Here is a 24,142-nt window from a genome sequence, read left to right as displayed (position 1 = left end):
GACACGAAGTGATGCAGCTGGTCGTAGCCGACAGGAGCAAGCCGAGCCGCGATGGGCTGCAGGCTTTTGCGCTCACCCGGTCCAATCAGCCCAGCCACATAGAGCGGACACATGCGCCGGCGGGCTGGATGATGCAGGTGGGTGAGGAAGGGTTCAAGCCAGGATTGAAGTTCGTGCTTCCACGCCACTGAGGTGCTCATGACGACCTCCCGCGCAAAATCCTTCAGCGAGAAAAGTCGATGGGGTTCGCCCGGTTCCTCTTACCTGCCAAAGTAGTGCTAGAGCCTTGAGATATCATCTCACGAACATAGCCGTCGCCATACTCCGTTGTTGTCTCGAATCCTTCACTATCTGTATTTGAGATTACTTGGGCATTACCTTCAGCATCATACTGAACATAACTTGGGGCACCATTGGGCGCTCTGGTTTCAACCACCCGAGTACCGTCCGGCAAGGAGCTGGTGCAGGTTTCCCTCCCGTCACGAGTGATCACGGATTCTTCCCTGATCCCGTCAGCCCACAGGATGACGATTTTCTTGGTTCCCGTTTCGGAATTTGTCGTCAACGTATATTCGACTGCCGCGACCCATACTTCCTCTGTATCGCCATCTCCGTCGGCATCCTTGATGACTTGCCGATAGACAGTGCTGCCGGCTGCAGGCTGATCGTTGTCGCTGCTTCCCTCGCTGCCACTGCCTCCAGTGCCCGGTTCATCCGTTACGATCTGTGGTCCGCCTGAACCGTTAACGAGCCGGGGGGCGACATTTCGGCCGTACCAGGAATCGTATCTTTCCCACTCACTCTGAAGAGAAAACATATTCGCCTCTACCTAGCTGGCATGCACTGATTTCGGCGCATTCCGTGCAGATTTGAGAGAGGAGGGTAACTCTCAAGTTATATAGGATTATTAGATTCTCTGACTCTAAAGCTTTGATTTGTAACGCTAAGTTTATATTTGCCCATAAGGCATGCAACTCTTCGATGCGGGGCTTCAGGAACCCCAAGCATCCAAACACGTCCGTACACGCCCCCGCATTTCCCCCATATGCTCCAGCAGCACCTTCGCGCTCGGCAGCCCGGCGACGGTGGCAAGGCGCTTGAGGATCACGGACGGCACCTTCTCCGCATCGAACTTGCCCTCGATGGTCAGGCGCTGCCATTGGAAGATGTCGTTGAAGAGCCGGTGCGCCTCGATGAGTGTCCTTGCGTCATCCGCGGATAACAAGCCTGCACCCGGAGCCTCGGTGAACGTGACCTCCGTCGACAACCCGGCCAGCGACAGGTGAGCATGCGCATGGGCCAGCACCAGGCCCTGCGCGATGAAGTCGAGATCGGTGAGGCCGCCGCGGGCGAGCTTCATGTCCCAGGGATCGCTGTCGCCCTTCTCCTGCGCGATCAGCTCGCGCATGGTGCGGACCTCCTTGAAGACGTTTTTCGGATCGCGCTTCGTGGTGAGGATGTTCTTGATAGCTTGCGAGACTTCCGCGCCGAAAGCGTCGTCGCCTGCCAGCACGCGGGCGCGGGTGAGCGCCATGTGCTCCCAGAGATCAGCCTCCGTCTTCTGGTAGTTGACGAAGCCCTTGAACTGCGACGCGACGGGACCTTTTCCGCCCTGCGGGCGCAGGCGCAGGTCGACCTCGTAGAGGAGGCCGCGACGGGTCGGCACCGTCAGCGCTGAAACCAGACGCTGCGTGAGGCGCGTGTAATAGACCACCGCATCTAGGCTGCGCGGGCCGGTGCTCTCGCGGGCATTCTCGTCGAAGTCGTAGATCACCACGAGGTCGAGATCGGAGCCTGCCGTCAGCTCGCGGCTGCCGAGACGTCCGAGTCCCAGGATCGCAATGCGTGAACCCGGCAGGGTGCCGTGCTCGGCCTCAAAGGCGCGGCGCACCTCGTCGAAGGAAGCACGGATAACGGCGCGGGCGATAGCCGCGTAGGCCTCACCGATCTGCGTTGGAGAGATGACGCCGGAGAGCAGGCGTGCGCTGGTGACGAAGCGCATCTGGCGGGCCGCATCGCGCACGCGGTCGAGAAAATCCTCGAAGTCGCGCGGCGGCCCGATGAGCTGACGCACCTGGGCTTCGATGGTCTCATCGTCCGTGGTGGGCGTGCCGAAGGCGGGATCGATCAGGGCATCGAGCACATGCGGCGACTGCGCGACCGTATCGGCTAAGCGCGGCGCGGTGCCGAGAAGATCCGCGAAGAGAAGCCGCAGGCGGTCGTGGGATTGCAGGATGGTGAGGAGTTCGACGGCGGCCGGCATGCGCCCGAAGGCGCGATCCAGGGCAGCCAATGCACCGTCGGGATCAGCGGTGCCGCCGAGCGCGGACAACAGCGCCGGCGTAAGCTCGGTCAGCACCTCGCGGGCGCGGGCGCTCTGGATCGCGGGACGCCGGCCGAAGTGCCAGCCGCGCACCGTCTCGGCCGCGCGCTCGGGCTCGTGGAAGCCCATGCGCTGCAGGGTCGCGAGCGTATCGGGATCGTTGTCCGAACCGGTGAAGACGAGGCTGCCCACGTCGGACGCGAGCTCGGGGCCTTCCTCGAACAGAAGAGCATAATGCCCCTGCACGGTCTTCGCCTGATCCGTGAGAGCTTTGGAGAAGGCTTTCAGGTTGGGATAGCCGCAGAACTTCGCGAAGCGCTTCAACTGCCCCTCGTCGGAGGGCAGGCGCTGCGTCTGCTCGTCGGCCACCATCTGCAGCCGGTGCTCGATGGTGCGCAGGAACCGGTAGGCATCCGAGAGTTCGTCGCGTGCATGGGCGGTGATCCAGCCCTCGTCATGAAGAGCCTTCAACATGTCGAGGGTACGGCGTCCGCGCAATCCCGGGCGGCGCCCGCCGAACACGAGCTGCTGCGTCTGCACGAAGAACTCGATCTCGCGAATGCCGCCGCGTCCGAGTTTGATGTCGTGGCCTACGACCGCGATTTGATCGTGACCGCGCACCGCATGGATCTGCCGCTTCATGGCGTGCACGTCGGCAATGGAGGCGAAGTCGAAATACTTGCGCCAGATGAAGGGACGCAGCTCCTTGAGGAAGTTTTCGCCGAGCGTCAGGTCGCCGGCGATGGGCCGCGCCTTGATGAAGGCCGCGCGTTCCCAGTTCTGCCCCACCGTCTCGTAATAGACATAGGCCGAGGACAGCGACACGGCCGTCGGCGTCGAGCCCGGATCGGGACGCAGGCGATAGTCGACACGATGCACATAACCGTCGGCCGTGCGCTCCTGCAGCAGCTTGGCGAGTTGCTGCGCAATGCGGGTGTAGATCGTCGCCGCCTCGGACGGATCGCGCAGAGCCTGTGTTTCCGGATCAAAGAAGATCACGAGATCGATGTCGCTTGAGTAGTTGAGCTCCCCTGCCCCGTGCTTGCCCAGCGCCAGCACGGTGAAGCCCGAGCCTTCGCCTGGATTGTCCGGGTTTACGAGATTGACCCGCCCGAGATCCGCCATCTCGGTGAGAACGAGACTGACGCCGCCGGCAACAGACGCGTCGGCGAAATCGGAGAGCGCCTGCGTCACCTCTTCAGTGCCCCAGAGCCCGCCGATGTCGGCTATCGCCACGAGAAGCGCGTGAGCATTGCGGTTCTGTCGGAAAGCGCGCACGGCATCGTCGCGCGTGATCGTGCCGGTGCGCAGGTCGCGGAACAGCCTGGACTGGCTCTCGACGATCGCCCGATGCGCCTCCTCCGGCGCCGAGAAGGCAAGCCTTGCGACGCGTGCGGGATCGTTGACGATCAGTTGCCAGAGAAACGGCGAGTGATCGGCAAGACCCAGGAGGAGATCACGGAAGGGGCCCTCGTCCAGATGCTCCAGGAGGACAGCCGCCTCCGGCTCGTCGCGTACCCGGTCAACGAAATCCTTCAGCTGCGCCTTTGCTCGCTTCTGATCGTCTACGACGGGGGCCTGGCTCAAGCGGCTGAGAAGGGTTTCTTTCGCATCCGGCACAGCGGGTCTCTTCGTTTCCTCAAGATGGCCCGAGTGTTCACGCCGGGCCTTCAGAGGCAACCGAAAAGTGCCGTGGGGTTCTCATCCTTCAGGCTTAAGCGGCACTTTGAAGGGCCGGTTGCGGAAGCTCCACGGCTTTGAGCGGCAGGGCGAGCACGACCCTCAGGCCCGGCTCGTTGTCCTCAAGCCTGAGCACCCCGCCGTGGAGCCGCGCCACGGCAGCCGCGAGGCTCAGGCCCAAGCCGAAGCCGGGACGCGAGCGGGCCGTCTCCAGGCGGACGAAGCGCTCCAGCACCCTGCCCCGCTCGGCCTCCGGAATGCCAGGACCCCGGTCGGCCACCGCGATCCGCACCTCGCCATCGTGGCGACGGGCCGACACACCGATCGTCTTGTTGGGGGAGTCGGACGAGGCGCCGTATTTGAGGGCATTGTCGAGGAGGTTCGACATGGCCTGCCCGAGAAGCTCGCGGCTGCCGTGAACGGGCAGATCGTCCTCGACCGAGACCTCCAGGTCCACTCCGGCTTCCTCAGCCAATGCATCGTAGAGCTCGGCCACGCCGCGCACCGCCTCGGCAGCGTCGAAATCGGCCAGTCCCTCGCGGGCGCTGCCGGCTTCGAGCCGTGCGATCATGAGGAGCGCGTTGAAGATGCGGATGAGGTTGTCGCTCTCGTCGATGGTGGCCTCAAGCGCCGTCTTCAGCTCGTCGGGGGTCTTGGCCGTGCGCAGGGCCACGTCGGCCTTGTTGCGCAGGCGCGTCAGCGGCGTCTTGAGGTCGTGGGCGATGTTGTCCGAGACCTCCTGCATGCCGCGCATCAGCTCGCCGATGCGATCGAGCATGTCGTTGAGGTTCTGAGCCAGGCGGTCGAGTTCGTCGCCGGTTCCCGCCACCTTCAGCCGCCCGCCGAGATCGCCCGCCATGATGTGGCGCGTGATGTCCGTCATGTCGTCGACGCGCTTGAGCACCCGGCGCGTGATGAACCATCCGCCGAGGCATCCGAGGACGCCGATGAACAGCAGCGAATAGCCGAAGGCACGTTGGATGATGTCGCGCAGGCGGCGCCGCTCCTCGATGTCGCGTCCGACGAGAAGCCTGAACCCGCCAGGCAGGAGATAGACGCGCACGATGGCTACATCGGGCCGCGTTTCGGTCTCGTCGGTGCGGTTGTAGAGCGTTTCGAACTGGCCTGTCCGGCCCAGCACGTCGGGAGGCAGCGCGCCGACATTGCCGGCGATGCGTTCGCCCGTCTCGGTCGTGACAAGATAGATCAAGGCGCCGGGCGCGCGCGATCTCCGCTCGACGCTGGTCACAAGACGGCGCAGCCCCCCGAACCTGTACAGGTTGGACAGGCTGTCGATCTCGCTCTCGATGGTGGAGACGAATTGCTGGGTGAGGAGTCTCTGAGCGTTCCAGGCGACATAGCCGAGCCCGACAAAGGCGAAGATGGTGAAGATGAGGAGATACGCGAGGGACAGCTTGAAGGCGGTCGTGCGGACGAGCTTGCCGAGGGCGGTCATGACCGTAGCCTCATTCCTCGTCCCCCTCGGCACCCACACGCACCGTATAGCCCGCACCGCGGATGGTGTGGATGAGCGGCTTGTCGAAACCCTTGTCGATCTTGGCGCGCAGGCGCGAGACGTGAACGTCGATCACGTTGGTCTGAGGGTCGAAGTGGTAATCCCACACATGCTCCAGCAGCATCGTGCGGGTGACCACCTGGTTTGCGTTCTTCATGAGGTATTCGAGCAGCCGGAACTCGCGCGGCTGCAGCACGATCTCCTGCCCTGACCGGGTCACGCGATGGGACAGCCGGTCGAGTTCGAGATCGGCGATGCGGTAGACCGTCGGCTCCGCATGGGGGGCGGACGCACGGCGGCGCGAGAGAACCTCGACGCGGGCAAGAAGCTCTGAGAAGGCGTAAGGTTTCGGCAGGTAATCGTCGCCGCCCGCGCGTAGTCCCTTCACCCGGTCGTCCACTTGGCCCAGGGCCGAGAGGATGAGCACGGGCGCCTCCACCTTCTGCTCGCGCAGGGAGCGGATCAACGAGAGACCGTCGAGCTTGGGCAGCATGCGGTCGACCACGAGCACGTCGTAGTCGCCTGCTTCCGCCATGGCATAGCCGTCGAGGCCGTCGGCGGCGTGGTCAGCCACATGGCCCGCTTCCCGGAACGCCTTGACGAGATAGGAGGCTGCCTCCCGGTCGTCCTCGATGATCAGAATCCGCATCGGCCTGCACGCCACACAAGAAAAAGCCCGTCGGCGGACCGGTCCTGGAGGGGAAAGACCGATCCGCCGCGGGCAGAAGACACCAGGTGTCGGGGGCAATCAACAGGAAAGCCTGGTGTCCATCTCCTTATCCGAAGGATCAGACGCCCTTCGGCTGGCTCGCGACCTCGAGGGTCACGTTCCGCTCCTTGCCGTCACGCCAGAGCGTGAGCGACAGGCTCTTGCCCGGGGCGACATTGGCCACCTTGCGGGAGAGGTCCTTGGCCTCGTTGATCGGCTGCCCGTCGACGGCGATGATCGTGTCGCCCGTCTTGACACCGGCCTTAGCCGCGGGGCCGTCCTTCATGGCCTCGGCCACGAGGGCGCCCTTGGGCTCCTTCAGGCCGATGGCCTCGGCGATCTCCTTGGTCACCGGCTGCATCTGCACGCCGATGAAGCCGCGGGTCACGGAGCCGCTCTCCTTCAGGGACGCAACGACGGTCTCGACCGTGCTCGCCGGAATGGCAAACGCAATACCCACATTGCCGCCCGACGGCGAGAAGATCGCCGTGTTCACGCCCACGACCTCGCCTGCGAGGTTGAAGGTTGGCCCACCCGAGTTGCCCCGGTTTACGGAGGCGTCGATCTGGATGAAGTCGTCGTAGGGACCGGCGCCGATGTCGCGGTGCTGGGCCGAGACGATGCCCGCCGTCACCGTGCCGCCGAGGCCGAACGGGTTGCCGATGGCCACCACCCAGTCACCGATGCGGGCCTTCTGGCCTGCCAGGCGGACGTAGGGGAAGTCGCTGCCCTCGACCTTCAGCAGGGCGAGGTCGGTCTTCGGGTCGGTGCCGACCACCTTGGCGTCGAGCGTCCTGCCGTCGTCCATGGTGATCTCGACCTCGGAGCCCTTGTCGACCACGTGGTTGTTGGTCACGAGGTAGCCGTCAGCCGAGACGAAGAAGCCCGAACCCATGGACTGGCCGAACCGGCGGGGCTGCTCGCGCCGCTGGCCACGGTCGCCGCGCTCGCCGTCGCGGAACTGGCGGAAGAAGCGCTCCATCGGGTGGCCCGGGGGTAGATCCGGCGCGGAGAAGCGCGGGCCGTCCTCGTCGTCGCGGTCGGCCACGTTCTGCACCTTGACCTTCACGGAAACCACAGCGGGCTTCACCCGCTCGATCACGTCGGCGAAGGACGGGAGGTTCTGAACCGGCTGAGCCATGGAGCGCAGCTCGGCATGGGCGGCATTGGGGGCAACCAGACCGCTCTCGACGGCGCCGCCTGCGATCAACGCAGCCACGGCCGCTGCGCCGAGCCATGTCGCGGTGCGCTTGCGGGCGGGGGTGGAAACCTTGTCCAACATCTCTTGTCTCTCCTGGATGAACCCTTGGCGGTTCGTCATGGGAGCAAGATGGGGGCTGGCGCCTTACGGTACCCTCACCCCAAGATGAAATGTTGGTAAGGTTTGGTCAGGAGGCGGATTTGTCCTGGCTCAGCAGCGCGTCCAACGCCTTGCGCTCCTCCTCGTCGAGGGCTGCGGCGGCTGGCTGCGGGCGCCTGCGCATGGCCGCGTATGCACCGAGGCCGCCGAGGATCAGCACCAGGGCGGGCGTTAGCCAGAGCAGCAGGGTGTGGGCGCCGAAGGTGGGTTTCAGCAGGACGAACTCGCCGTAGCGCTGGACGAGGAAGCTCTCCACCTGATCGTTCGTATCGCCGGCGACCAGCCGCTCGCGCACAAGAAGGCGCAGGTCCTTGGCGAGCTGGGCATCGGAATCGTCGATGGACTGGTTCTGGCAGACGAGGCAGCGCAGACCCGCCGAGATTTCGCGGGCGCGCTTTTCGAGGGCCGGATCCTTCAGCACCTCGCCCGGTTGAACGGCGAAGGCGGAGGCGCTGAAGAGCAGGGCTGCAAAGAGGGCGAGGACGTAGCGCATGGCCTACTCCGCAGGAACCGCATGAGGTGGCATCGCCTTGGCGGGAACCGGGGCGCCGATGCGCAGGCGCCGGTCGGTGAGCGAGATGCCGCCGCCGATGGCCATCACGAGGGAGCCGATCCAGATCAGCAGGACGAGGGGCTTGTGGTAGAGCCTGATGCCGATCGATCCATCCGGCTGCGCATCGCCGATGCTGGCATAGACCTGGCCGAGGCCGACGGTCAGGATTCCGGCCTCCGTGGTCGGCATGCCGCGGGTGACGTAGAGCCGCTTCATTGACTCAAGGGTGCCGATCTCGCGGCCGGAGCTGAACACGGTCAGGACGGCCGCTTCCTCGCGGTAATTGGCCTCGACACGCGGGATGACCCGTTCGAGCCGCACCTCGTAATCGCCGCCCTTGAGGCGCTCGCCCACCTTCAGGCTGCCGATGGCCTCGACGCCCCAGGCCGTGGCCGCGATGCCGATCACGGTGAGGCCCACGCCCGCATGAGCAATGGACGTGCCCCAGGCGGAGCGCGGCAGCCCTCGCGCTTTACGCAACGCAACCGCCAGAGGCGTGCCCTTCGACCAGGAGCGGGTCACGATTTCGTTGAGCGAGCCGAGCACCAAGTAAAGCCCAAGCCCGATGCCGAGAGGCGCCGCCACCGGGCCGCCATAGGTGAAGGCGAACATCACGATCGTAGCCAGGATCGAGAGGCCGAACACCGCATAAAGCCGCTGGGCCGTACCGAGGAAGTTGCCGCGCTTCCAGGCGAGCGTCTGCCCGAGCGGCAGGAGCAGCAGGAGCGGCACGATCAGCGGCAGGAAGGTGAAGTTGAAGAACGGCGCGCCAACGGAGATCTTCTCACCCGTCAGCACCTCGAGCGCCAGAGGATAGAGCGTGCCGATGAACACGGTGGCACACGCCGTGGCCAGGAACAGGTTGTTGACCACGAGCGCGCCCTCGCGGGAGACGGGCGCGAACAGGCCACCCTGCTTGAGCATGGGCGCGCGCCAGGCAAAGAGCGCCAGCGAGCCGCCGATGAACAGGATCAGGATGCCGAGAATGAAGGTGCCGCGCTCCGGATCCACCGCGAAGGAATGGACGGAGGTCAGCACGCCGGAGCGCACCAGGAATGTGCCGAGCAGCGAGAGCGAGAAGGTCAGGATGGCGAGCAGGATCGTCCAGACTTTCAGCGCGTCACGCTTCTCCATTACCACGGTGGAGTGCATGAGCGCCGTGCCGGCAAGCCACGGCATGAGCGAGGCGTTCTCCACAGGGTCCCAGAACCACCAGCCGCCCCAGCCGAGTTCGTAATAGGCCCAGTAGGAGCCCATGGCGATGCCCAGCGTCAGGAACGCCCAGGCGCCGAGCGTCCAGGGGCGGACGATCCTGGCCCACACCGCATCGATGCGCCCGTCGATGAGCGCCGCGCAGGCGAAGGCGAACGAGATCGAGAAGCCCACATAGCCGATGTAGAGAAGCGGCGGATGGATCGCGAGGCCAGGATCCTGCAGCAGCGGGTTGAGGTCCTGCCCCTCGAGCGCTGCCGGAACGACGCGCGTGAAGGGGTTGGACGTGGTGAGAATGAAGAGCAGGAACGCGATGGTGACGGCGGCCTGAACGGCGAGTGTGTTCGCCTGCAGCCGCATGGGAATGCTGTTGCGCGAGATCGCCACCACGGCGCCGAACAGCGCCAGGATCAGCACCCAGAGCAGCATGGAGCCCTCATGGTTTCCCCACACGCCGGAGATCTTGTAGATCAGCGGCTTTGCCGAGTGCGAGTTCTGCACCACGTTGAGCACCGAGAAGTCGGAACTCAGATAGGCGAAGGTCAGGGCCAGGAACGAGAAGGCGATGCAGGCGAAGACCGCGAGCGCGCTCGTCGGCGCCACGGCCATCAGCACGGGATCGTTGGCGCGTGCGCCCCAGAGCGGCACGAGGAACTGGATCAGCGACAGGCCCAGGGCGAGCGCGAGTGCGAAATGTCCGGCCTCGACCAACACGAGGGTTCTCCCTTGCTACTGGGTCTCTTTACTGGGTCTTGGGCGCGGCATTGGCCTCGCCCTGCCAGTGACCCTGTTTCTTCAGCGTATCGGCCACTTCGCGCGGCATGTAGTTCTCGTCGTGCTTGGCGAGAACCGAGTCGGCCCGGAAAGCGCCAGGGCTTTCCAGAATGCCCTCGGCCACGACCCCCTGCCCTTCGCGGAACAGGTCGGGCAGCAGCCCCTTGTAGTTCACCTTGATCACGGCCTCGGCATCCATGACCTCGAAGGTGATCTGCTGATCGGCCCCGCGCTGTACGGAACCCTCCTTCACGAGGCCGCCGAGGCGGATGCGCGTGCCGGGCTGCACGCTCTTCGCCTGGATGTCGGCCGGCGAGTTGAAGAACACGATCGTGTCGTTCATGGCGTAGAGCACGAGCCCGAGTGCGACCGCGAGGACGCATCCGGCAACTCCGATAAGGGTCAGGCGGCGTTGTTTTCTCGTCATGGCTGTGCGTCGGTCAGTTTCAGTTCCTGGGCCATCGAGTCGATGGTCTTCAAGGCCTCGGTATCCTGCGCCAGCGCCTGCCGGGCGCGCTTGGCCGCGTCAGTAGCCTTGTCGCGCTGTCCCAGCACCGCGTAGGAGCGCATCAGCCGGGCCCATTCCTCGGCGGAGCCGCCTTGCGCTTCCAGACGGCTCGCAAGCCCCGCCACCATGCCGGCAATCGCCTCCGGGCCGATCTGCGGCGCCCCGGCCGGGGCTGCCTCGGGTTGAGGTTCGCCGAGCGCCGCCAGTTCCTGCCTCACCGCATCCACCCACGGCGCATCGGCGGGCGAAGAGGCGATCAACTCCTGAAGAATGGTCTTGGCCTTGTCGGTCTGTCCGTCCTGCACGGCCGCGCGGGCAAGGTAGAACTGGGCCTTGGGTGCGCTCGGATCGAGCTTGACCGCCTGCTCGAAGGCGGCCTGCGCCTCCGCCGAGATCAACCCGTCCTTGGCGAGCACCAGGGCCTCGCCGTAATTGGCAAAACGCACGGCATCGGGCGCCTGATGACGGATGGCCAATTCATAGGCCTTCACCGCATCCTCGATGCGGCCCATGCGCAGGTAGACCGGGGCGATCACCTCCCAGCCGCGCCCGTCCTGCGGGTTGCTTGCGAGATGCGCCTCGATCTCGGCCACGGCGCCGAGCAGATTGATGTTGCCGGCCTGCTGCGGCTGCATCCGTGCGCCCGGCGGTTCGCTCAGCAATTGGGGCGAGCCGTAGATCTCATAGGTCGCCAGCGCCAGAAGCGGGATGATCGACAGGGCCAGCGTCGATGCGGCGCGGCGGCGGCGCAGGGCCGGCTCGCCCACGGCGGCAAAGGCCTCTTCGGCCTGCACGCCCGTGGCCCGCAGCAGCCGGCGTCCGGCCTCGGTCTTGGCGGCTTCGGCCTCGTTGGGGAGAAGCACGCCGCGGGCCAGATCGCGCTCGATCTCGGCGATCTGCTCGCGGTAGAATTGCGTGTCCGGATCGGCCTGGCGCCCGACGGCATAATGGCGCGACAGCGGCCACAACACCGCCATCACGGCCGCAGCCGTCATTGCCAAAAGAATGATCCAGATCACCATAAAGTCCTATTTACTCCGTGTCCTCCTCAAGCACGACGGTGGCACGGTGTCACGCGTAAATCTCCTTAAGAGGAACTCCTATCCCCCGGGAGTTCCAGGATCGCGCGCAAGCCCCCCATGGGCGAAGCGTCGAGCTTGAGCGAGCCCCGATAGAGGCTCGCCAGATCGCTGACGATGGAGAGGCCGAGGCCCGAGCCCGGCTTCGTCTCGTCGAGCCGTCGCCCGCGCTTCAGCATATCGGCCCGTGCGGCCTCGGGCAGTCCCGGCCCGTCGTCGTCGATGAGCAGGCGGAAGCGCGGCCGGTCTTCGTCACGGACGATCTCGGTGGCCACCACGACCTTGCCGGAGGCCCATTTGGCCGCGTTGTCGATGAGGTTGCCGGCCATCTCCTCGAGATCCTGCTTCTCGCCGCGAAAGCGCAGGTCCGGTGGAATCGCGAGTTCCACCTCCAGATCCTTATCGCGGTAGATCTTCGCGAAGGTGCGGGCCAATCCCGCAATCACGGGCTCGGCTTCGGTCAGCGTGCCGAGCGTGCCGGCCAGCGCCGCCGCGCGGGCCCGGTCGAGATAGTAATTGACCTGATCGCGCATGAGAGTCGCCTGCTCGCGGACCCTGGCGGCCACGTCCTCGGGGGCGTTCTCCGCCTCGTTCATGATCACGCTGAGCGGCGTCTTGAGCGCGTGGGCGAGGTTGCCGACCTGCGTGCGGGCGCGCTCCAGAATCTCCCGGTTGGTGTCGAGGAGAAGGTTCAATTCGCTGGCAAGCGGGGAGATGTCGCGGGGATACTCGCCCACAATGCGCTCCGCCTCTCCCTGCCGGATGGCCCCGAGAGCGCTGCGCAGATTCGACAGGGGCCGGAGGCCGAAGCGGATCTGCAGCAGCGTGGTGAAGCCAAGCCCCATGCCGAGAAGCGCGAAGGTGACGGTCAGCGCGAAGATGAAGTCCCGCACCGCAGCTTCGATCTCGTCGGCGGGCCCGGCCACGCGGATGATGTAACGTCCGTCCTCGCCGAGATCGATGTCCCGTTCGATCACCCGCAGGTTGCGATCGTCCGGCGCCCGGCCGTAGCCACGGCGGATCTGCCCGAACCGGTCATCGCCGGCGACGAGGGTGGGCAACTGCCCGCCGAAAAGGGATTTCGAGGATCGGATCTCGGCCGGGGCCGCATTGGGGCGCGCCACCTGCCAGTACCAGCCCGACAGAGGCAGCTCGAACCGGGGATCGCCGATGGGTCCGAGATCCCGGTCGGGGTCGCCCGGCCCGACGAGGTTGGAGGCCAGGGTGTTGGCATAGACGAGAAGCCGCTGGTCGAAGGCCCGCTCCGTGTTGTCCCGATAGAGGGTCGACAGGATAAGCCCCGCGATGAGCAGGATCACGAAGCTCCAGAACACGGAGGAGACCGCCAGACGGACCGCGATGGGACGGCTGGCGAACCGTTTGACGAGCGGTGACAGTCCGGTCACGTCTTGGTCTGGGCTTGGGTCGCTTGAGCCTGGCTCGCATCGAGGAGATAGCCCAGTCCCCGGACCGTCTGGATGATGTCGACGCCGAGCTTCTTGCGAAGCCTGCCGATGAAGACCTCGATGGTGTTGGAATCCCGGTCGAAGTCCTGATCGTAGAGATGCTCGGTCAGCTCGCCTCGCGAGACGATGCGCCCCATGTGGTGCATCAGGTAGGACAGAAGCCTGTACTCGTGTGAGGTCAGCTTCACGGGATTGCCGTCAACGGCCACGCGGCCTGAGCGGGTGTCGAGCTTCACAGGCCCGCAGGAGATCTCGCTCGTGGCGTGTCCCGCAGAGCGGCGCAGCAGGGCGCGCACGCGGGCCAGAAGCTCCTCCATGTGGAAGGGCTTCGTAACGTAATCGTCGGCGCCGGCGTCGAAGCCCTGCACCTTGTCGCTCCAGCGGTCGCGGGCGGTGAGGATGATCACCGGGGTCTTGCGACCCTCGCGGCGCCAGGCGGTCAGCACGGAAACGCCATCCACCTTCGGCAGGCCGAGATCGAGGATGATGGCGTCGTAGGGCTCGGTCTCCCCGAGGAACTGCCCCTCCTCGCCGTCCATGGCGGCGTCCACCGCGTAGCCTGCCTGTTCAAGGGCAGTCACGATCTGCTTATTGAGGGTTCTGTCGTCCTCGACAACGAGTAGGCGCACGGTTTTCGCTTTCTCTACTTGACCGATCTCACACGCCCGGAGGAGCCGTCGATCATCACTTGCACGATGCGACCATCCTTTTGCAAGGCCATGATCACATAGACAAGGGCATCGCTGCTGCGGCAGAGGCTGGCCCGGACCACATCGGCGCCCGGAACCTGTCGCCGCGCCGTCATCACGGCGGAGGCCGGGGTGACGACGCCCTTCGAGGCCACGGCTTCCTGCATCTCGCGGGGTGGAAGGCAGTTTCCGAGGGCTGCCGACGCGCTTTGCGCATGAGCCGCCCCCATCGCTCCCCACAACGCTATGACCAGACAAACCAGACGCATGAGGTGACCATGCCTTTGCCGCACTGAACGAATTCTGAATGTAACTAGGGCCGGTTCGGGAAGGATAAACCGGCCCGATGGCCTTAAAATCCTTCAGTTCAGGATCTGCTTCGTGGCGACGATCCGGAACAGGGTCGATGCGATGAAGCTGCCGGCGGCGAGGAGCTGGACGAGCGCCTCCTCGACCGCGCCGGTGGCGAGAGCCGAGCCGTCGAAGCCGAACATCCCGAAGACGAGGGCCGCAAGCCCGATCAGGTTGGACCAGATTGTGCGGCTGGCCAGAATGGTCTTGGTATCGAACATATCAGATGCTCCTGGAGTGAGGGGGTGGAGAAGCAAGCCGCAGAGTCCCCTGCTCGACGGCGAGAACCCGCCGGCGCCAGCCGCGCCCGAAGACCGGCCAGGCAGCGAGGCGCCCGAGGAAGCCGAGGCGGGCGCGGGTGAGATGGCGGATCGTGTCCGAGGAATCGGCGTGTCGGGCCGCCTCCAGGGTCACAGGGCCGATGATCCCATCGGCCGGATCCCCGAGGATGGTCTGCATCATGCGCACGGCTCGGACGGGGCCTGAATTCACGGCGAGGTCGAAGACGGCGAGATCGATGCCGGGCGGCAGCTCATCCGCGCGCAGCACATCCCAGTAGAGCCTCCGATAGACGGCCACAGCCTCCGCGCGGGTCAGCTCCCGCACGTCCTCGACGGACACGGGGCGTCCCCGCGCCCGGGACAGGGTTTGCCGGGTGATGCCGAACTTGGTCGCACCGCCCGGATCTCGGGGATGATCCACGAATCCGCCCTCGTGCTGCAGCACCAGTTCGACCGCCTGGTGAAAACGCGATGCGCTCACAGTTCCGCCTCGATCGCGATGAAGGCGTCGGCTCCGAGGTGGACGTTGCCCATGCCGCCGGCCGCAGCCGTGAAGGAACTGCCGGCTCGAAACCGCAGAACGAGACATGTGGCGCTCGCAGGCGTTGCGGTCGTCACCGTCAGCGAGCCCGTAAGGGCTGCCCAGAGCGCGCTGCTGTTGCTGTAGAAGCCGACTTGGTTGCCCACGGGCGGTGCATTCACCCAGGCGAACCCGCTGGTGAGGAGCGTGGGCTCGGCCCGCATGGGCACCGGCAGGGTGCAGGCCGCATCGATGATGTTCATGCCGACGCGCTGCCCGACATAGCCGAGCAAGCAGGGCGCTCCGCCGGTTGTGGCGAGGCGCTGGAAATGACGGCGGCAGCGATACTCCTCGATGTCGAGGGACGGCGCGCACCAGGGCGTCGCCTGAGCGCCCAGCTCCAGCTTCACATGCCTGAAGGAGCAGGCTGCCTCCGGCTGCAGGCGCAGGGTAATGTTGCCGGTCTCCCCACCGTCGAGGGTCACGCTTGCCGTCTGGCGACCGGAGCCCGCCGGGATCGTGGCGGCCTTCGAGCCGATGACGACCGGCAGCGGCCCGGAGGGATTCTCCACCGAGAGGGTGAGCGTCGCGCCCGCGAGATTCGCAGCACCGAACTCGGCCGCCGCCTGTGCGGCATCGATCACCTGCTCGATGGCGCCTGAAAGCGTGATGGTGCCGTCGGTCGCGCGGGTGATCGTGCAGCCGCCCGGCCCGCCCTTCCAGCGGTCGAAGCCGAACACGCCCGCCCCCAGAGCCCCGCCGGCGAACCGACGCTGGTTCACGCTGAAGGCGGCATTGATCAGCAGGTTGGTTCGCGGCGCCTCCGACAGGCCGCAGGGAAACGACGCGATGCCGGTCCGGCGGTCGATGACGAGCGCATTGCGCCACAGGCTTCCATCATCGGAGACGCGGATGCTGAAATCGTCGTTGCCGATCAATCCCGTTTCCGCGCGTCCGCTGAAGCCGCGCTGGTAGAGCTGCGACAGCACATTCGCCTCCGCGCCCTTGTTGAGCACGAAGCGCAGATCGCCGCTCCCACCCTCCCCGGTCGTCAGCGCCGCAAAGAGGGCGGCGTTGAGTTTTGCCGAGAGCCGGTTCAGCCCATCGGCGGACGTGCCGAGCCCGAGCCGCTGCAGGTTGTGGATCTCGTCGGGAACGGCGCCGAAGGTGTTCCATTCGGTTCCGTCGAACACGACGACCAGGTCCTCGTTTTCCACATACGCTCGCCACCCGGGTCGCGGCGTGAAGAAGCGCCAGATGCCGAGATCGAACAGGGCGATCTGCCCCTCATGGCGGGCGAAGGCGCCGGTGGTATTCGCCCCGACGAGGAAGCGGTCGCCCTCCTCCGGCGCGGCTGGCGGCGCCGTGCGGTGGCGCTCCTTTACGGCCAACTGCACGAGGGCATCGAGGGAGGCTAGTGCCTCGTTGTGGGTGACATGCTTCTGCGCCTGCGCGGCGGCGATGAGCGGCAGGGCGAGATGGGGCGTCGATGACATGGGGTGGATTGCTTTCGAAGAGTGTTGCGCCGTTCAGCGCACGGGAATCGTGACGCGACGCTCGAAGCCGCGACCTGCGACGGTGCTCATCTGCGCGATGGCGAGAGTGAGCGCCGATTGAGCGGTGCCGAAATCGGCGATCTCCTGCGCCTGCGTGTAGACGATGAAGGGCTGCGCACTCGTGAGCCGTCTTGCCACCTGACCATCCCTGAAGACGTCGATCTCATAGGCCTCGAAAGCCTCGCAGAGCGGCACGTCCACGGCCTCCCAGCCGTCACCGTCGCGGCGCGTGCGGCGGATCCAGGTCAGGCGGATGCCGCTCGGCTCGCGCCGCGCCGTCACATGCACGGGGCTCAAGGGTTTCAGCGCCTCGCGCCCAACAGTCGCGGTGATCTCCGCAACGGACGCATCCGCATGATCGCGCCCCGATGGCCCGACCCTGTAGCGCCAGCTTTGGCCGAGATCCTGCAAACTGGTTGTGAGCGGAACGACGGCTTCATCGAGCTTCACGATAAGGGCGCCGGCCGGGACGGTGCGATGGGCCTCCGGCTCGCTGCCCGCAAGCCCGCGCAGAAAGCGCGACAGGCGATAGGTGCGCTCCCCGATCAGCTCGGCGCGGGCAACGGATAGAACTTCCCAGCGGCCATCCGCGCCGCGAAGCGCAAACAGGTTAAGCCCAGCCAATGCCGCCTCGTCGTCGATGGCGCTCAACGCGCCGGTAGAGATCTCCACATCGAGGGTCGCCTGCATGTCCCAGCGCCACAAGGGTCCTGGAGCGAACGCGGTTTTCGTGCGCCCGATCAGGGCGGGCAGATCGAGAATGCGATACGGCGTGAAGCTCGCCCCATTGCCCGAGTGCCAGATCGTCATAGCGCCGGGCCATGGGTCCGCCGCCACGGCGATGTACTGCAGCGGCGTGGGATCGCCGAGCGCCGCCGGCAGGTCGAGCACGACAGCCTGCGGCTTTCCCGGCACCGGCGGCGGCCGCTTCACAGGCCGGGGAATCGTGGAGCCCGGCCGCTCGAACACCGCCGGCTCCACGGCGCGCGTGCTGACCTTGCGCGTCGGCCCATCGGCGATGCGGGTGATGCGATGGAGCTTCGACCCCGCGTCGGTCGGAACCGCAATCACGTCGCCGGGCTCCAGCTCGATGCGGCGCGGCGACACCTCGAACTGGGCGCCTTCGCGCCCCGCCCACAGATCCTGCAGCCATGTGTCGGCGAGGCGCTGTGCCTCGGCACGCCGGGTGACCACGGCGCTGTCCGCCCGCGCCTCGCGGCGGCTCGAACCGGACAGGCGCCGGGAGGCCACAGTGGCACGGCGGTAATCCGTGTCGCCCTCAGTAAACCCCACTTCCACCTGCTGCGGCAGCTCGGTCTCCTGGGCGCGGGTGAGCTTCAGCGCGGGCTCCTTCTCGTTCAGCACGAGATCGTCCTTCGTCAGCTGCAGCACGGCGCGCCCGCCGCGCCCCTGCCAGGCGATTGCGCCGCCGCGTGCCACCGCATCGACGCCGAAGAGGCGCAGCAGCGGCTCGAGGGCACCGCGCAGCGACATCGGCCGGTCGATCACATAGCCGTCCACGAAACCGTCGACGGGAATCGCCCCGGGATCAGCGAGGCCGAAATCACGCAGGATTCGCGCGATCAGCCGGTCGAGCGTCGCGCCCTCGATGCGCCCGGTGATCCAGTGGCCGGTGTCCCAGTTGGCGCCGTCCGACCACATGCTGTCGAAATCCGGAAAGGCCGGATAGGGCCGCGCATCCCACGCCCAGACGAACACGTTGTCCGGGTCCACCATGCGCCCGTTGTAGGACGACGATGCGGGATTGTACTCAGGCGCAAAACCCCTCTGGGCCGGATCGAACCGCGAGAGAATGGCTTCCAGCGCACGCGCCTGCACGAGGTCGTCGCGCACCCCGCGGGAGAACGGCGGGTATGCGGATTCCGACGACTTCGGATCGGGAAAGACGTTGGGTCCGTTCGGCCCCTTGTCCACGGCGGGCACGCCGATCTCGGTGAGCCAGATCGGCTTCGATTGCGGCTGCCAGGCCGTCGCGCCGACCTCGACGCCGCCGACGCGCTCCACATGCCGGTTCGACCACCAGGACACGAGATCCTTCTGGCGCAACATCCAGGCCTTGTCATAGGCGCCATCGGTGATCGGACGACGGGTTTGCGCCGCGCGCTCGGATGCATTGGCGTAGTACCAGTCGAAGGCCTCCCCGCTGCCGAGGCGGGTGCGCAGATAATCCACATCGTAGATGCTGCGCCCACTCGCCAGATCCGCATGAGACGGACCGTCGCGCCAATCGGAGATCGGCGGATAATAGTCGATCCCGACCGCGTCGATGGCGCTGCTCGCAAGGAGCAGATCAAGGGGAAAGCGCACCTCGCCGCCGCCGTTCAGCACATGGGCGCCGTATTCGGTCCAGTCCGCCGCATAGACGATTTTCGTCGAGGCGCGCAGGATTGCGCGTACATCCTGCGCAAGCTCCCGCAGCCGCGCGACCGCAGGGTAGACGCCGGATGCGGAGCGCACGCGGGTGAGGCCGACGAGCTCGCTCCCCAGGATGAAACCGTGGACGCCGCCCGCCTGCTCCGCAAGAGCGGCATAATGCAGGACCATGCGGTTGAAGCCGGCACTGCGCGTGAACCAGAGATTCACCTGGCTGGCCGCGGCACTCGTTCCATCGGGAGATCCTGACGTTCCCGGCGCTGGATGGCAGGTGATGCGCCCGCGCCAGGGATAGGCGGGCTGCCCGGTGCCGCCATAGGGGTCGGGCAGATTGTTGCCGGCGGGCACGTCCATCATCACGAAAGGATAGAGCACCACCTCGAGGCCGCGATCCTTCAAGTTCCTGATCAGCCGGATCACGCTCTCGTCGGACGGCGTGCCGCCATAGGCGGGTGTACCTTTCGACAGTGAAACCGCCTTCGCCCCCTCACGCGTCAGCCCGGCCACGGACCAAGTGGCACCGTCCGTGGTCTTCGTCTTCACGTCCACGCGCGGCTCGACCAGGCAGGAGCCCGCGCGCAGGTCGTCGCCGAACCAGCTCACCACGAGGGACACGCGCTTGAGGTTCGGGCACAGGGCTTCCAGGGCATCCAGCGATGCCGAGACATCGCTCGCGCGCTGCAGCTGGTGCCGGTTCTCCGGCCGGGTCTTCCCAAGGTCGAGCACCTGCATCACGGGCTTGGTGTCGTAACCGAACTCGCTCGCGCCTGGGATCAGGCAGACCGCCCGCACCATGCGGTTCAGTCCGTCGACGGGGCGCACGACCTCGAAGGAGAATTGCGGCACGCGGTTGCCGAAGTCCGCAAGCGGCAGGCGCTCGAACACCACATAGGCCAATCCGCGATAGGCGGGCGCGTAATCCGCGCCTTCCTTGGCGACGATCAGCGGATCGGCGCTCTGCGTGTCGCTGCCCTTGTGCACCCGCATGGTGAGGGTGCTGAGATCGAGTTCGCGCCCGTCGGCCCACACGCGCCTGATGAACGCGATGCGGCCCTCGCACAGGCCCACCGCGAGATTGGCGAAATAGGAATAGGACGTGGTGACGGTTTTCGGCCCGCTCATGCCCTTGCCGCCCTGACTTCCTCGGTCAGACTTGGTGTTCACCACCTCCTCCAGGCGCGTCGCCCAGATGAGCTGGCCGCCGATGCGCGCCCGGCCATAGACCCGCGGAATCGGCGCCCCCTCCGTGGAGGTGAGCCCGTCGATGTCCTTGAGGCGCGGGCCCTCCACATGTTTCGTGTCGCTGCCGGAAAAGAGCGCGTTGTCGATGGCAGCGCCCGCGAGCGCGCCGAGGGCCCGCCCTGCCATGGCGCCGATCGGCCCGCCGACCATGCCGCCCACGACGGAGCCGACTGTTTGCAGAACGATGGTGGCCATCAGGGTGCATCCGGAAAACGAAAGGCATGGGACAGGTGACGCCGCCACCAGGGATGGAACGCGACTTCCGCAACCGCAGCAGCATCATGGGCGTGGATCATGGTGTCGGGCGCGGTCGCGATTGCGCAGTGCTTGGCCGGCAGGTTCTCGCGCCAGCGGAACAGCAGCACGTCGCCGGCCGCGAATTGCGCGGGCTCGACTTCGACGAGATGCTTCCGCGCGGCCGCCACGAGCGTGTCGGCTCCGGCCTCCGCCCAATCGGGCGAGTACGGCGGCGGCAACTCGGGCTCGGCCCCCATGACGCCGCGCCACACGCCGCGCAGCAGCCCGAGGCAGTCGCAGCCGACGCCTTTCAGCGAGGCCTGGTGACGGTAGGGCGTGCCGATCCAGGATCTGGCTTCAGTGATGATGAGGTGAGGTGTGGGCATGACGATGCTCGCGGCAGCACCCTCCCCTCGAGGGGGAGGGTCGGCTCGAAGAGCCGGGGTGGGGTGAATGGCGCAGGTGTTTTGATTGGCTGTGCGTTAGGTCCGAGTCCGCTCGGGCAAGGGCGCGCTGCCGCCCCGCCCCGCCGCCCTGAAGGGCGTCGACCCTCCCCCTCGGATCTCGGGTGTTCCCGAGATCCGCATTCTCAATGCGCAAGTCGGGAACACCCGACTTGCGTTGGGGAGGGTGAATACGGCCTCACCTGAAAAAGCTCCCGCCATCCAGCCCCGGCTCGCCCTGCTGCGGCATGCGGATGATGAAGTCGTTGCCGGGCATGTGCGGGAAGCCGCGGAAGTTCGCCACGTTGTCGAACCTCCTGCGGCATATGGCATGGGTCTTGTCGCAGCCCGCTGTCACGCGGAACGTGTCGCCCGCCTTGATGGGCTGCGGCGCGCGCTGCCACAGGTCGAACTCGTCCACTCCGCTGATCGCACGATGCACCTTGATCTCGACGGAGACACCCGTGTTGTCACCGGTGACCCAGGTGAGCCTGCCGGCATTGCACCATCCGTCCGCAAAGCCGATGCCGGAAGCGGCGATGCTCAGCGCGCCATCGGTGCGCGTGACCGTGCCGGTGTCGGTATAGGCTGGTGCGGAGAGGTTGACGCCGCACTGCGCATCGCCGAGATCGGCCGAGCAGGTGGCGCGGAAGAGCCGCCCGCGCTCCTCGTCGAAGCGGTGCATGAGCCCCCGCACCTCGGCGACGAAGCTGCCGTCGGCACGACGGATCTCGCCGATGGAGCCGATGTCGAGGAGCACGCGCTCGTCGACATTGCTCCAGTTCACGAGCTAGGTCTCCACGCTCGCGTCGTCGTAGAGGCCGGACGCGATGTCGTCCTCGGTGAGCCCTGCGGAGACAAGCGCGCCCGCCACCTCGCCGCCGCCGACCGCGAAACCAAGTTCGGCGGTGGCTTCCGCGGCCTCCAACCCCGAGCGCGCCGCATAGGTGGTGCCACTGATGACGATGTCGCGCTCATGATCTGTGAAGCCGAAGGACACGCCGTCCCGCCGGATGAGCCGCCAGCAATGGCAGAGCGTGGTGGCTCCATCGGTGAGATGGGTGGCAAGGTTTTGGGGGATAGTGCGCATGGAAATTCAGCTTGAATTGTGGGGCGTCCGTCAATTCACCCGCTCGTCATGGCCGGGCTCGTCCCGGCCATCCACGTTTTCGATCCACTGTGGCTCCTTCCGCCCTCATCCTGAGGAGGTCGCGTCAGTGACCGTCTCGAAGGAGGCTTCAGTAGGCGCTGGATGATCCTTCGAGACGCAGCCTGACGGCTGCTCCTCAGGATGAGGCTGGAGAGGCAGGCAGCAAAGACATGGATCCCCGGAACAGGTCCGGGGATGACGAAGAGGGTGGCAGGACTGGAGGAGCATCGGAATCAGAGGGTGTAATTCCCGGCCGGAGCGAAGCGGAGGGGAAGGGAATCCACCCGTACCCTCAGCGCGTGATCGTGGATCCCCTTCCCGCACTTCGTGCGCCGGGGATGACAAAGGCGAATGTCAGGGAACGATTTCGATCAGCGGGATCTGCGGGATGCCGCCGGCATCGAAGGTGGAGAGGTCGATGTCGAGCTCGTCCGTGTCGAAGCGCACCGGCACGTCGAAGGCGAAGCCCGCCGTGATGATGGCGCCGGCAGGCGGCGCGGCCGCGAAGGTCACGATGCCCGTAGTCGGATCGCAGTTGAAGCCTGAGCCCACCGTCTGCTCCACGCCGTTGACCGCAACCCGCACCGTGCCGCCGACCGGCTTGGCGATGCTGCGGCTGTAGGGCGCGAAGGCGGAGCCGTAGGCCTTCACCAGCTGGAAGTTCCGCTCCGCCCCGGTGCCGGTGCCGATGCGCTGGTCCAGCGGTGTCGGCTCCCTGGAGGGCGGGCCGGAGCGCCAGTCGGTGCGGTCGCGGAAGCGGAAGCCGTAGAGCCTGCCGCGCCGCTCCTCGAAGAACGCGATCACCGTGTGCAAGGCATCGACGGTTCTCACGCCCAATCCCGCATCATAGCGGCGGCGCGAGCCGGCCCAGCGGCTGTTGCGGTGCTCACGGCCGGATGCGAGCGTGACGATATCGGTCCGCCGCACGGGCCCGCCCCGGCTGCCGAGGCTGACGTCGAGCGGAAAGCGGACCTCGTGGAAGTCTGAGGCCATGGGCATGTCCTGAAGTTTGAAACGAAAGAACCGGGGTGGCGTTGACGAGGCGCAAGCCATTCAACACGGAGGCGGCCCGCGATGAGCAATGCTCCCAACGACCTCGCGCAGGATTTCCCGGACAAGGTCGACCGGATTCACCAGCTGAAGACGAGCAACGGCCGCTTCGCACGGCTCTACGACGAGTATGACGAGCTGAACCGCACCATCCACCGGATCGAGACCCGGGTGGAGCCCAAGTCCGAGGAGGCCGAGGAGGAGCTCAAGCGCCGCCGCCTGCAGATCAAGGACGAGATCATGGCCATGCTCGAGGGCACCGACGCCTGATGCCCTCACATCCCGCGCTGGCCCCGCGCGACCGCGCGGGCGAGCGCAGCTGACACCTGCGCCTCGGAGCGGCGGAAGCTGTCCGCATCCGGGGTCGTGACGTTCACGGTCACCGAGACCGGCCGCCCTCCCCCGCCGCCCCGCACGCCGAGCCGCCCGTCCGGCCCGCGCGCCAGCGGCATCACGGCTTCCGCCCCCTGCTCGCCCATGAGGCCGAGCCCGCGCCCGAGCGGAAAATAGGTTGGCGCGCCGACAACACCGCCCTTGGCGAACGGCATCAGCATGCCGCGCGAGAGCACGCCTCCCTTAGCGAGCGCAGGTCCTCCAGCGCCGAAGAGGGAGCCGAGGATCGAGCCCAGCCCGTTGGCCAATCCTCCGAAAAGCCCACCCCCATCGAGCGGCAGCGAACCCTGCAGAGCGCCGGTCATCATCCCCTTCACGCTCTGGCTCAGGGCGAGCTGCAGCGGCGCCAGCGCCAGACGCAACCCCGTTTCCACAAGGGATTGGCGCACAGATTTCAGAACGTTATCAAATTTCTTGCCTTCCGAGACATTCTTGGCGAAAGCCTTGGACAGAGAGTCCCCGAACTTTTCGGAGAGGCCAATGAGAGTGGTGAGTTGGCGCTTACGGTCTTCGTCGGCTTCTTTCTCGGCGGGCGTCATCACTGGTGGTTTAAGGGGATCGTTCAAGGTCACGCTCCTCGTGGGGTTTTTGACTGCAGGATGCACAACATCAAGGTCACCTGAGCCAGTTTATATTTCGAAGCTATCTGATGCCGC

Annotated in this window: 21 protein-coding genes and 1 pseudogene; 1 reads left to right on the top strand and 21 read right to left on the bottom strand. The window is 66.2% G+C overall.

What is annotated here, in order from left to right:
* The 20 genes and pseudogenes from MA07_RS29275 to MA07_RS26685 all read right to left on the bottom strand — a co-directional run.
* Positions 1-200: transposase (locus MA07_RS29275; RefSeq protein WP_160195507.1), on the bottom strand; the 200-nt coding region annotated here is incomplete at its 3' end.
* Positions 201-223: 23 nt separating this feature from the next.
* The gene (locus MA07_RS29840) at positions 224-817 is read right to left on the bottom strand and encodes a hypothetical protein (RefSeq protein ID WP_152569034.1); all 594 of its coding nucleotides are present in this window, start codon (positions 815-817) and stop codon (positions 224-226) included.
* 174 nt (positions 818-991) lie between these two features.
* A complete protein-coding gene (locus tag MA07_RS26770; RefSeq protein WP_036359598.1) occupies positions 992-3,943 on the bottom strand; it encodes a bifunctional [glutamine synthetase] adenylyltransferase/[glutamine synthetase]-adenylyl-L-tyrosine phosphorylase in 2,952 nt (983 codons plus the stop codon).
* 94 nt (positions 3,944-4,037) lie between these two features.
* Entirely contained in the window at positions 4,038-5,459 is a 1,422-nt protein-coding gene (locus MA07_RS26765; RefSeq protein WP_052003586.1) for an ATP-binding protein, read from the bottom strand.
* 10 nt (positions 5,460-5,469) lie between these two features.
* Positions 5,470-6,168 carry a response regulator transcription factor gene (locus tag MA07_RS26760; RefSeq protein ID WP_036359595.1) on the bottom strand — a complete coding sequence of 233 codons (699 nt, stop codon included), beginning with the start codon at positions 6,166-6,168 and terminating at the stop codon, positions 5,470-5,472.
* 139 nt (positions 6,169-6,307) lie between these two features.
* Positions 6,308-7,510: a trypsin-like peptidase domain-containing protein gene (locus MA07_RS26755; RefSeq protein WP_052003585.1), complete on the bottom strand. Its 1,203-nt coding sequence runs from the start codon at positions 7,508-7,510 to the stop codon at positions 6,308-6,310.
* Positions 7,511-7,616: 106 nt separating this feature from the next.
* Positions 7,617-8,081 carry a cytochrome c-type biogenesis protein gene (locus MA07_RS26750; RefSeq protein WP_036359593.1) on the bottom strand — a complete coding sequence of 155 codons (465 nt, stop codon included), beginning with the start codon at positions 8,079-8,081 and terminating at the stop codon, positions 7,617-7,619.
* Between the two features lie 3 nt (positions 8,082-8,084).
* Entirely contained in the window at positions 8,085-10,067 is a 1,983-nt protein-coding gene (locus tag MA07_RS26745; RefSeq protein WP_036359590.1) for a heme lyase CcmF/NrfE family subunit, read from the bottom strand.
* A gap of 28 nt (positions 10,068-10,095) precedes the next feature.
* Positions 10,096-10,554 (bottom strand): cytochrome c maturation protein CcmE, encoded by a 459-nt coding sequence (gene ccmE / locus MA07_RS26740; RefSeq protein WP_036359587.1) that lies wholly within the window; start codon positions 10,552-10,554, stop codon positions 10,096-10,098.
* Positions 10,551-11,654, bottom strand: coding sequence for a c-type cytochrome biogenesis protein CcmI (gene ccmI / locus MA07_RS26735; RefSeq protein WP_244445360.1), 1,104 nt, complete (start codon positions 11,652-11,654; stop codon positions 10,551-10,553). Before ccmI ends, ccmE begins: the two co-directional genes overlap by 4 nt.
* Before the next feature lie 68 nt (positions 11,655-11,722).
* Entirely contained in the window at positions 11,723-13,120 is a 1,398-nt protein-coding gene (locus tag MA07_RS26730) for a sensor histidine kinase (RefSeq protein WP_081929183.1), read from the bottom strand.
* Complete coding sequence (locus MA07_RS26725; protein WP_036359581.1) at positions 13,117-13,809, bottom strand: response regulator transcription factor; 693 nt, start codon at positions 13,807-13,809, stop codon at positions 13,117-13,119. The genes MA07_RS26730 and MA07_RS26725 overlap by 4 nt, the downstream gene beginning before the upstream one ends.
* A 14-nt stretch (positions 13,810-13,823) precedes the next feature.
* Positions 13,824-14,138, bottom strand: coding sequence for a PepSY domain-containing protein (locus MA07_RS26720; RefSeq protein WP_152569033.1), 315 nt, complete (start codon positions 14,136-14,138; stop codon positions 13,824-13,826).
* A gap of 93 nt (positions 14,139-14,231) precedes the next feature.
* Positions 14,232-14,441 carry a hypothetical protein gene (locus tag MA07_RS26715; RefSeq protein WP_036359577.1) on the bottom strand — a complete coding sequence of 70 codons (210 nt, stop codon included), beginning with the start codon at positions 14,439-14,441 and terminating at the stop codon, positions 14,232-14,234.
* Between the two features lies 1 nt (position 14,442).
* Entirely contained in the window at positions 14,443-14,982 is a 540-nt protein-coding gene (locus tag MA07_RS26710; protein WP_036359575.1) for a glycosyl hydrolase 108 family protein, read from the bottom strand.
* Positions 14,979-16,517, bottom strand: a complete 1,539-nt coding sequence (locus tag MA07_RS28250; RefSeq protein ID WP_052003583.1) for a DUF2793 domain-containing protein — start codon at positions 16,515-16,517, stop codon at positions 14,979-14,981. Before MA07_RS28250 ends, MA07_RS26710 begins: the two co-directional genes overlap by 4 nt.
* Before the next feature lie 33 nt (positions 16,518-16,550).
* Complete coding sequence (locus tag MA07_RS26700; RefSeq protein ID WP_036359573.1) at positions 16,551-20,408, bottom strand: glycoside hydrolase/phage tail family protein; 3,858 nt, start codon at positions 20,406-20,408, stop codon at positions 16,551-16,553.
* Positions 20,408-20,836 carry an NlpC/P60 family protein gene (locus MA07_RS26695; protein ID WP_036359571.1) on the bottom strand — a complete coding sequence of 143 codons (429 nt, stop codon included), beginning with the start codon at positions 20,834-20,836 and terminating at the stop codon, positions 20,408-20,410. Before MA07_RS26695 ends, MA07_RS26700 begins: the two co-directional genes overlap by 1 nt.
* A 256-nt stretch (positions 20,837-21,092) precedes the next feature.
* A pseudogene (locus MA07_RS26690) lies at positions 21,093-21,983 on the bottom strand (DUF2163 domain-containing protein).
* A gap of 414 nt (positions 21,984-22,397) precedes the next feature.
* Positions 22,398-23,036, bottom strand: coding sequence for a DUF2460 domain-containing protein (locus MA07_RS26685; protein WP_036359676.1), 639 nt, complete (start codon positions 23,034-23,036; stop codon positions 22,398-22,400).
* Between the two features lie 81 nt (positions 23,037-23,117).
* On the opposite strand from MA07_RS26685, the gene MA07_RS26680 reads away from it, so the two are divergent.
* A complete protein-coding gene (locus tag MA07_RS26680) occupies positions 23,118-23,363 on the top strand; it encodes a DUF465 domain-containing protein (protein ID WP_036359569.1) in 246 nt (81 codons plus the stop codon).
* A 5-nt stretch (positions 23,364-23,368) separates the two neighbouring features.
* On the opposite strand, the gene MA07_RS26675 is transcribed toward MA07_RS26680, so the two are convergent.
* Positions 23,369-24,025 carry a phage tail tape measure protein gene (locus MA07_RS26675; RefSeq protein ID WP_036359566.1) on the bottom strand — a complete coding sequence of 219 codons (657 nt, stop codon included), beginning with the start codon at positions 24,023-24,025 and terminating at the stop codon, positions 23,369-23,371.
* Positions 24,026-24,142 lie beyond the last annotated feature (117 nt).

Origin of the sequence: Microvirga sp. BSC39 (assembly GCF_000739015.1) — a bacterium.
GTDB lineage: Bacteria > Pseudomonadota > Alphaproteobacteria > Rhizobiales > Beijerinckiaceae > Microvirga.
The sequence above is the reverse complement of the archived record's forward strand: the minus strand, read 5'-3'. Positions and strand labels throughout refer to the sequence as shown.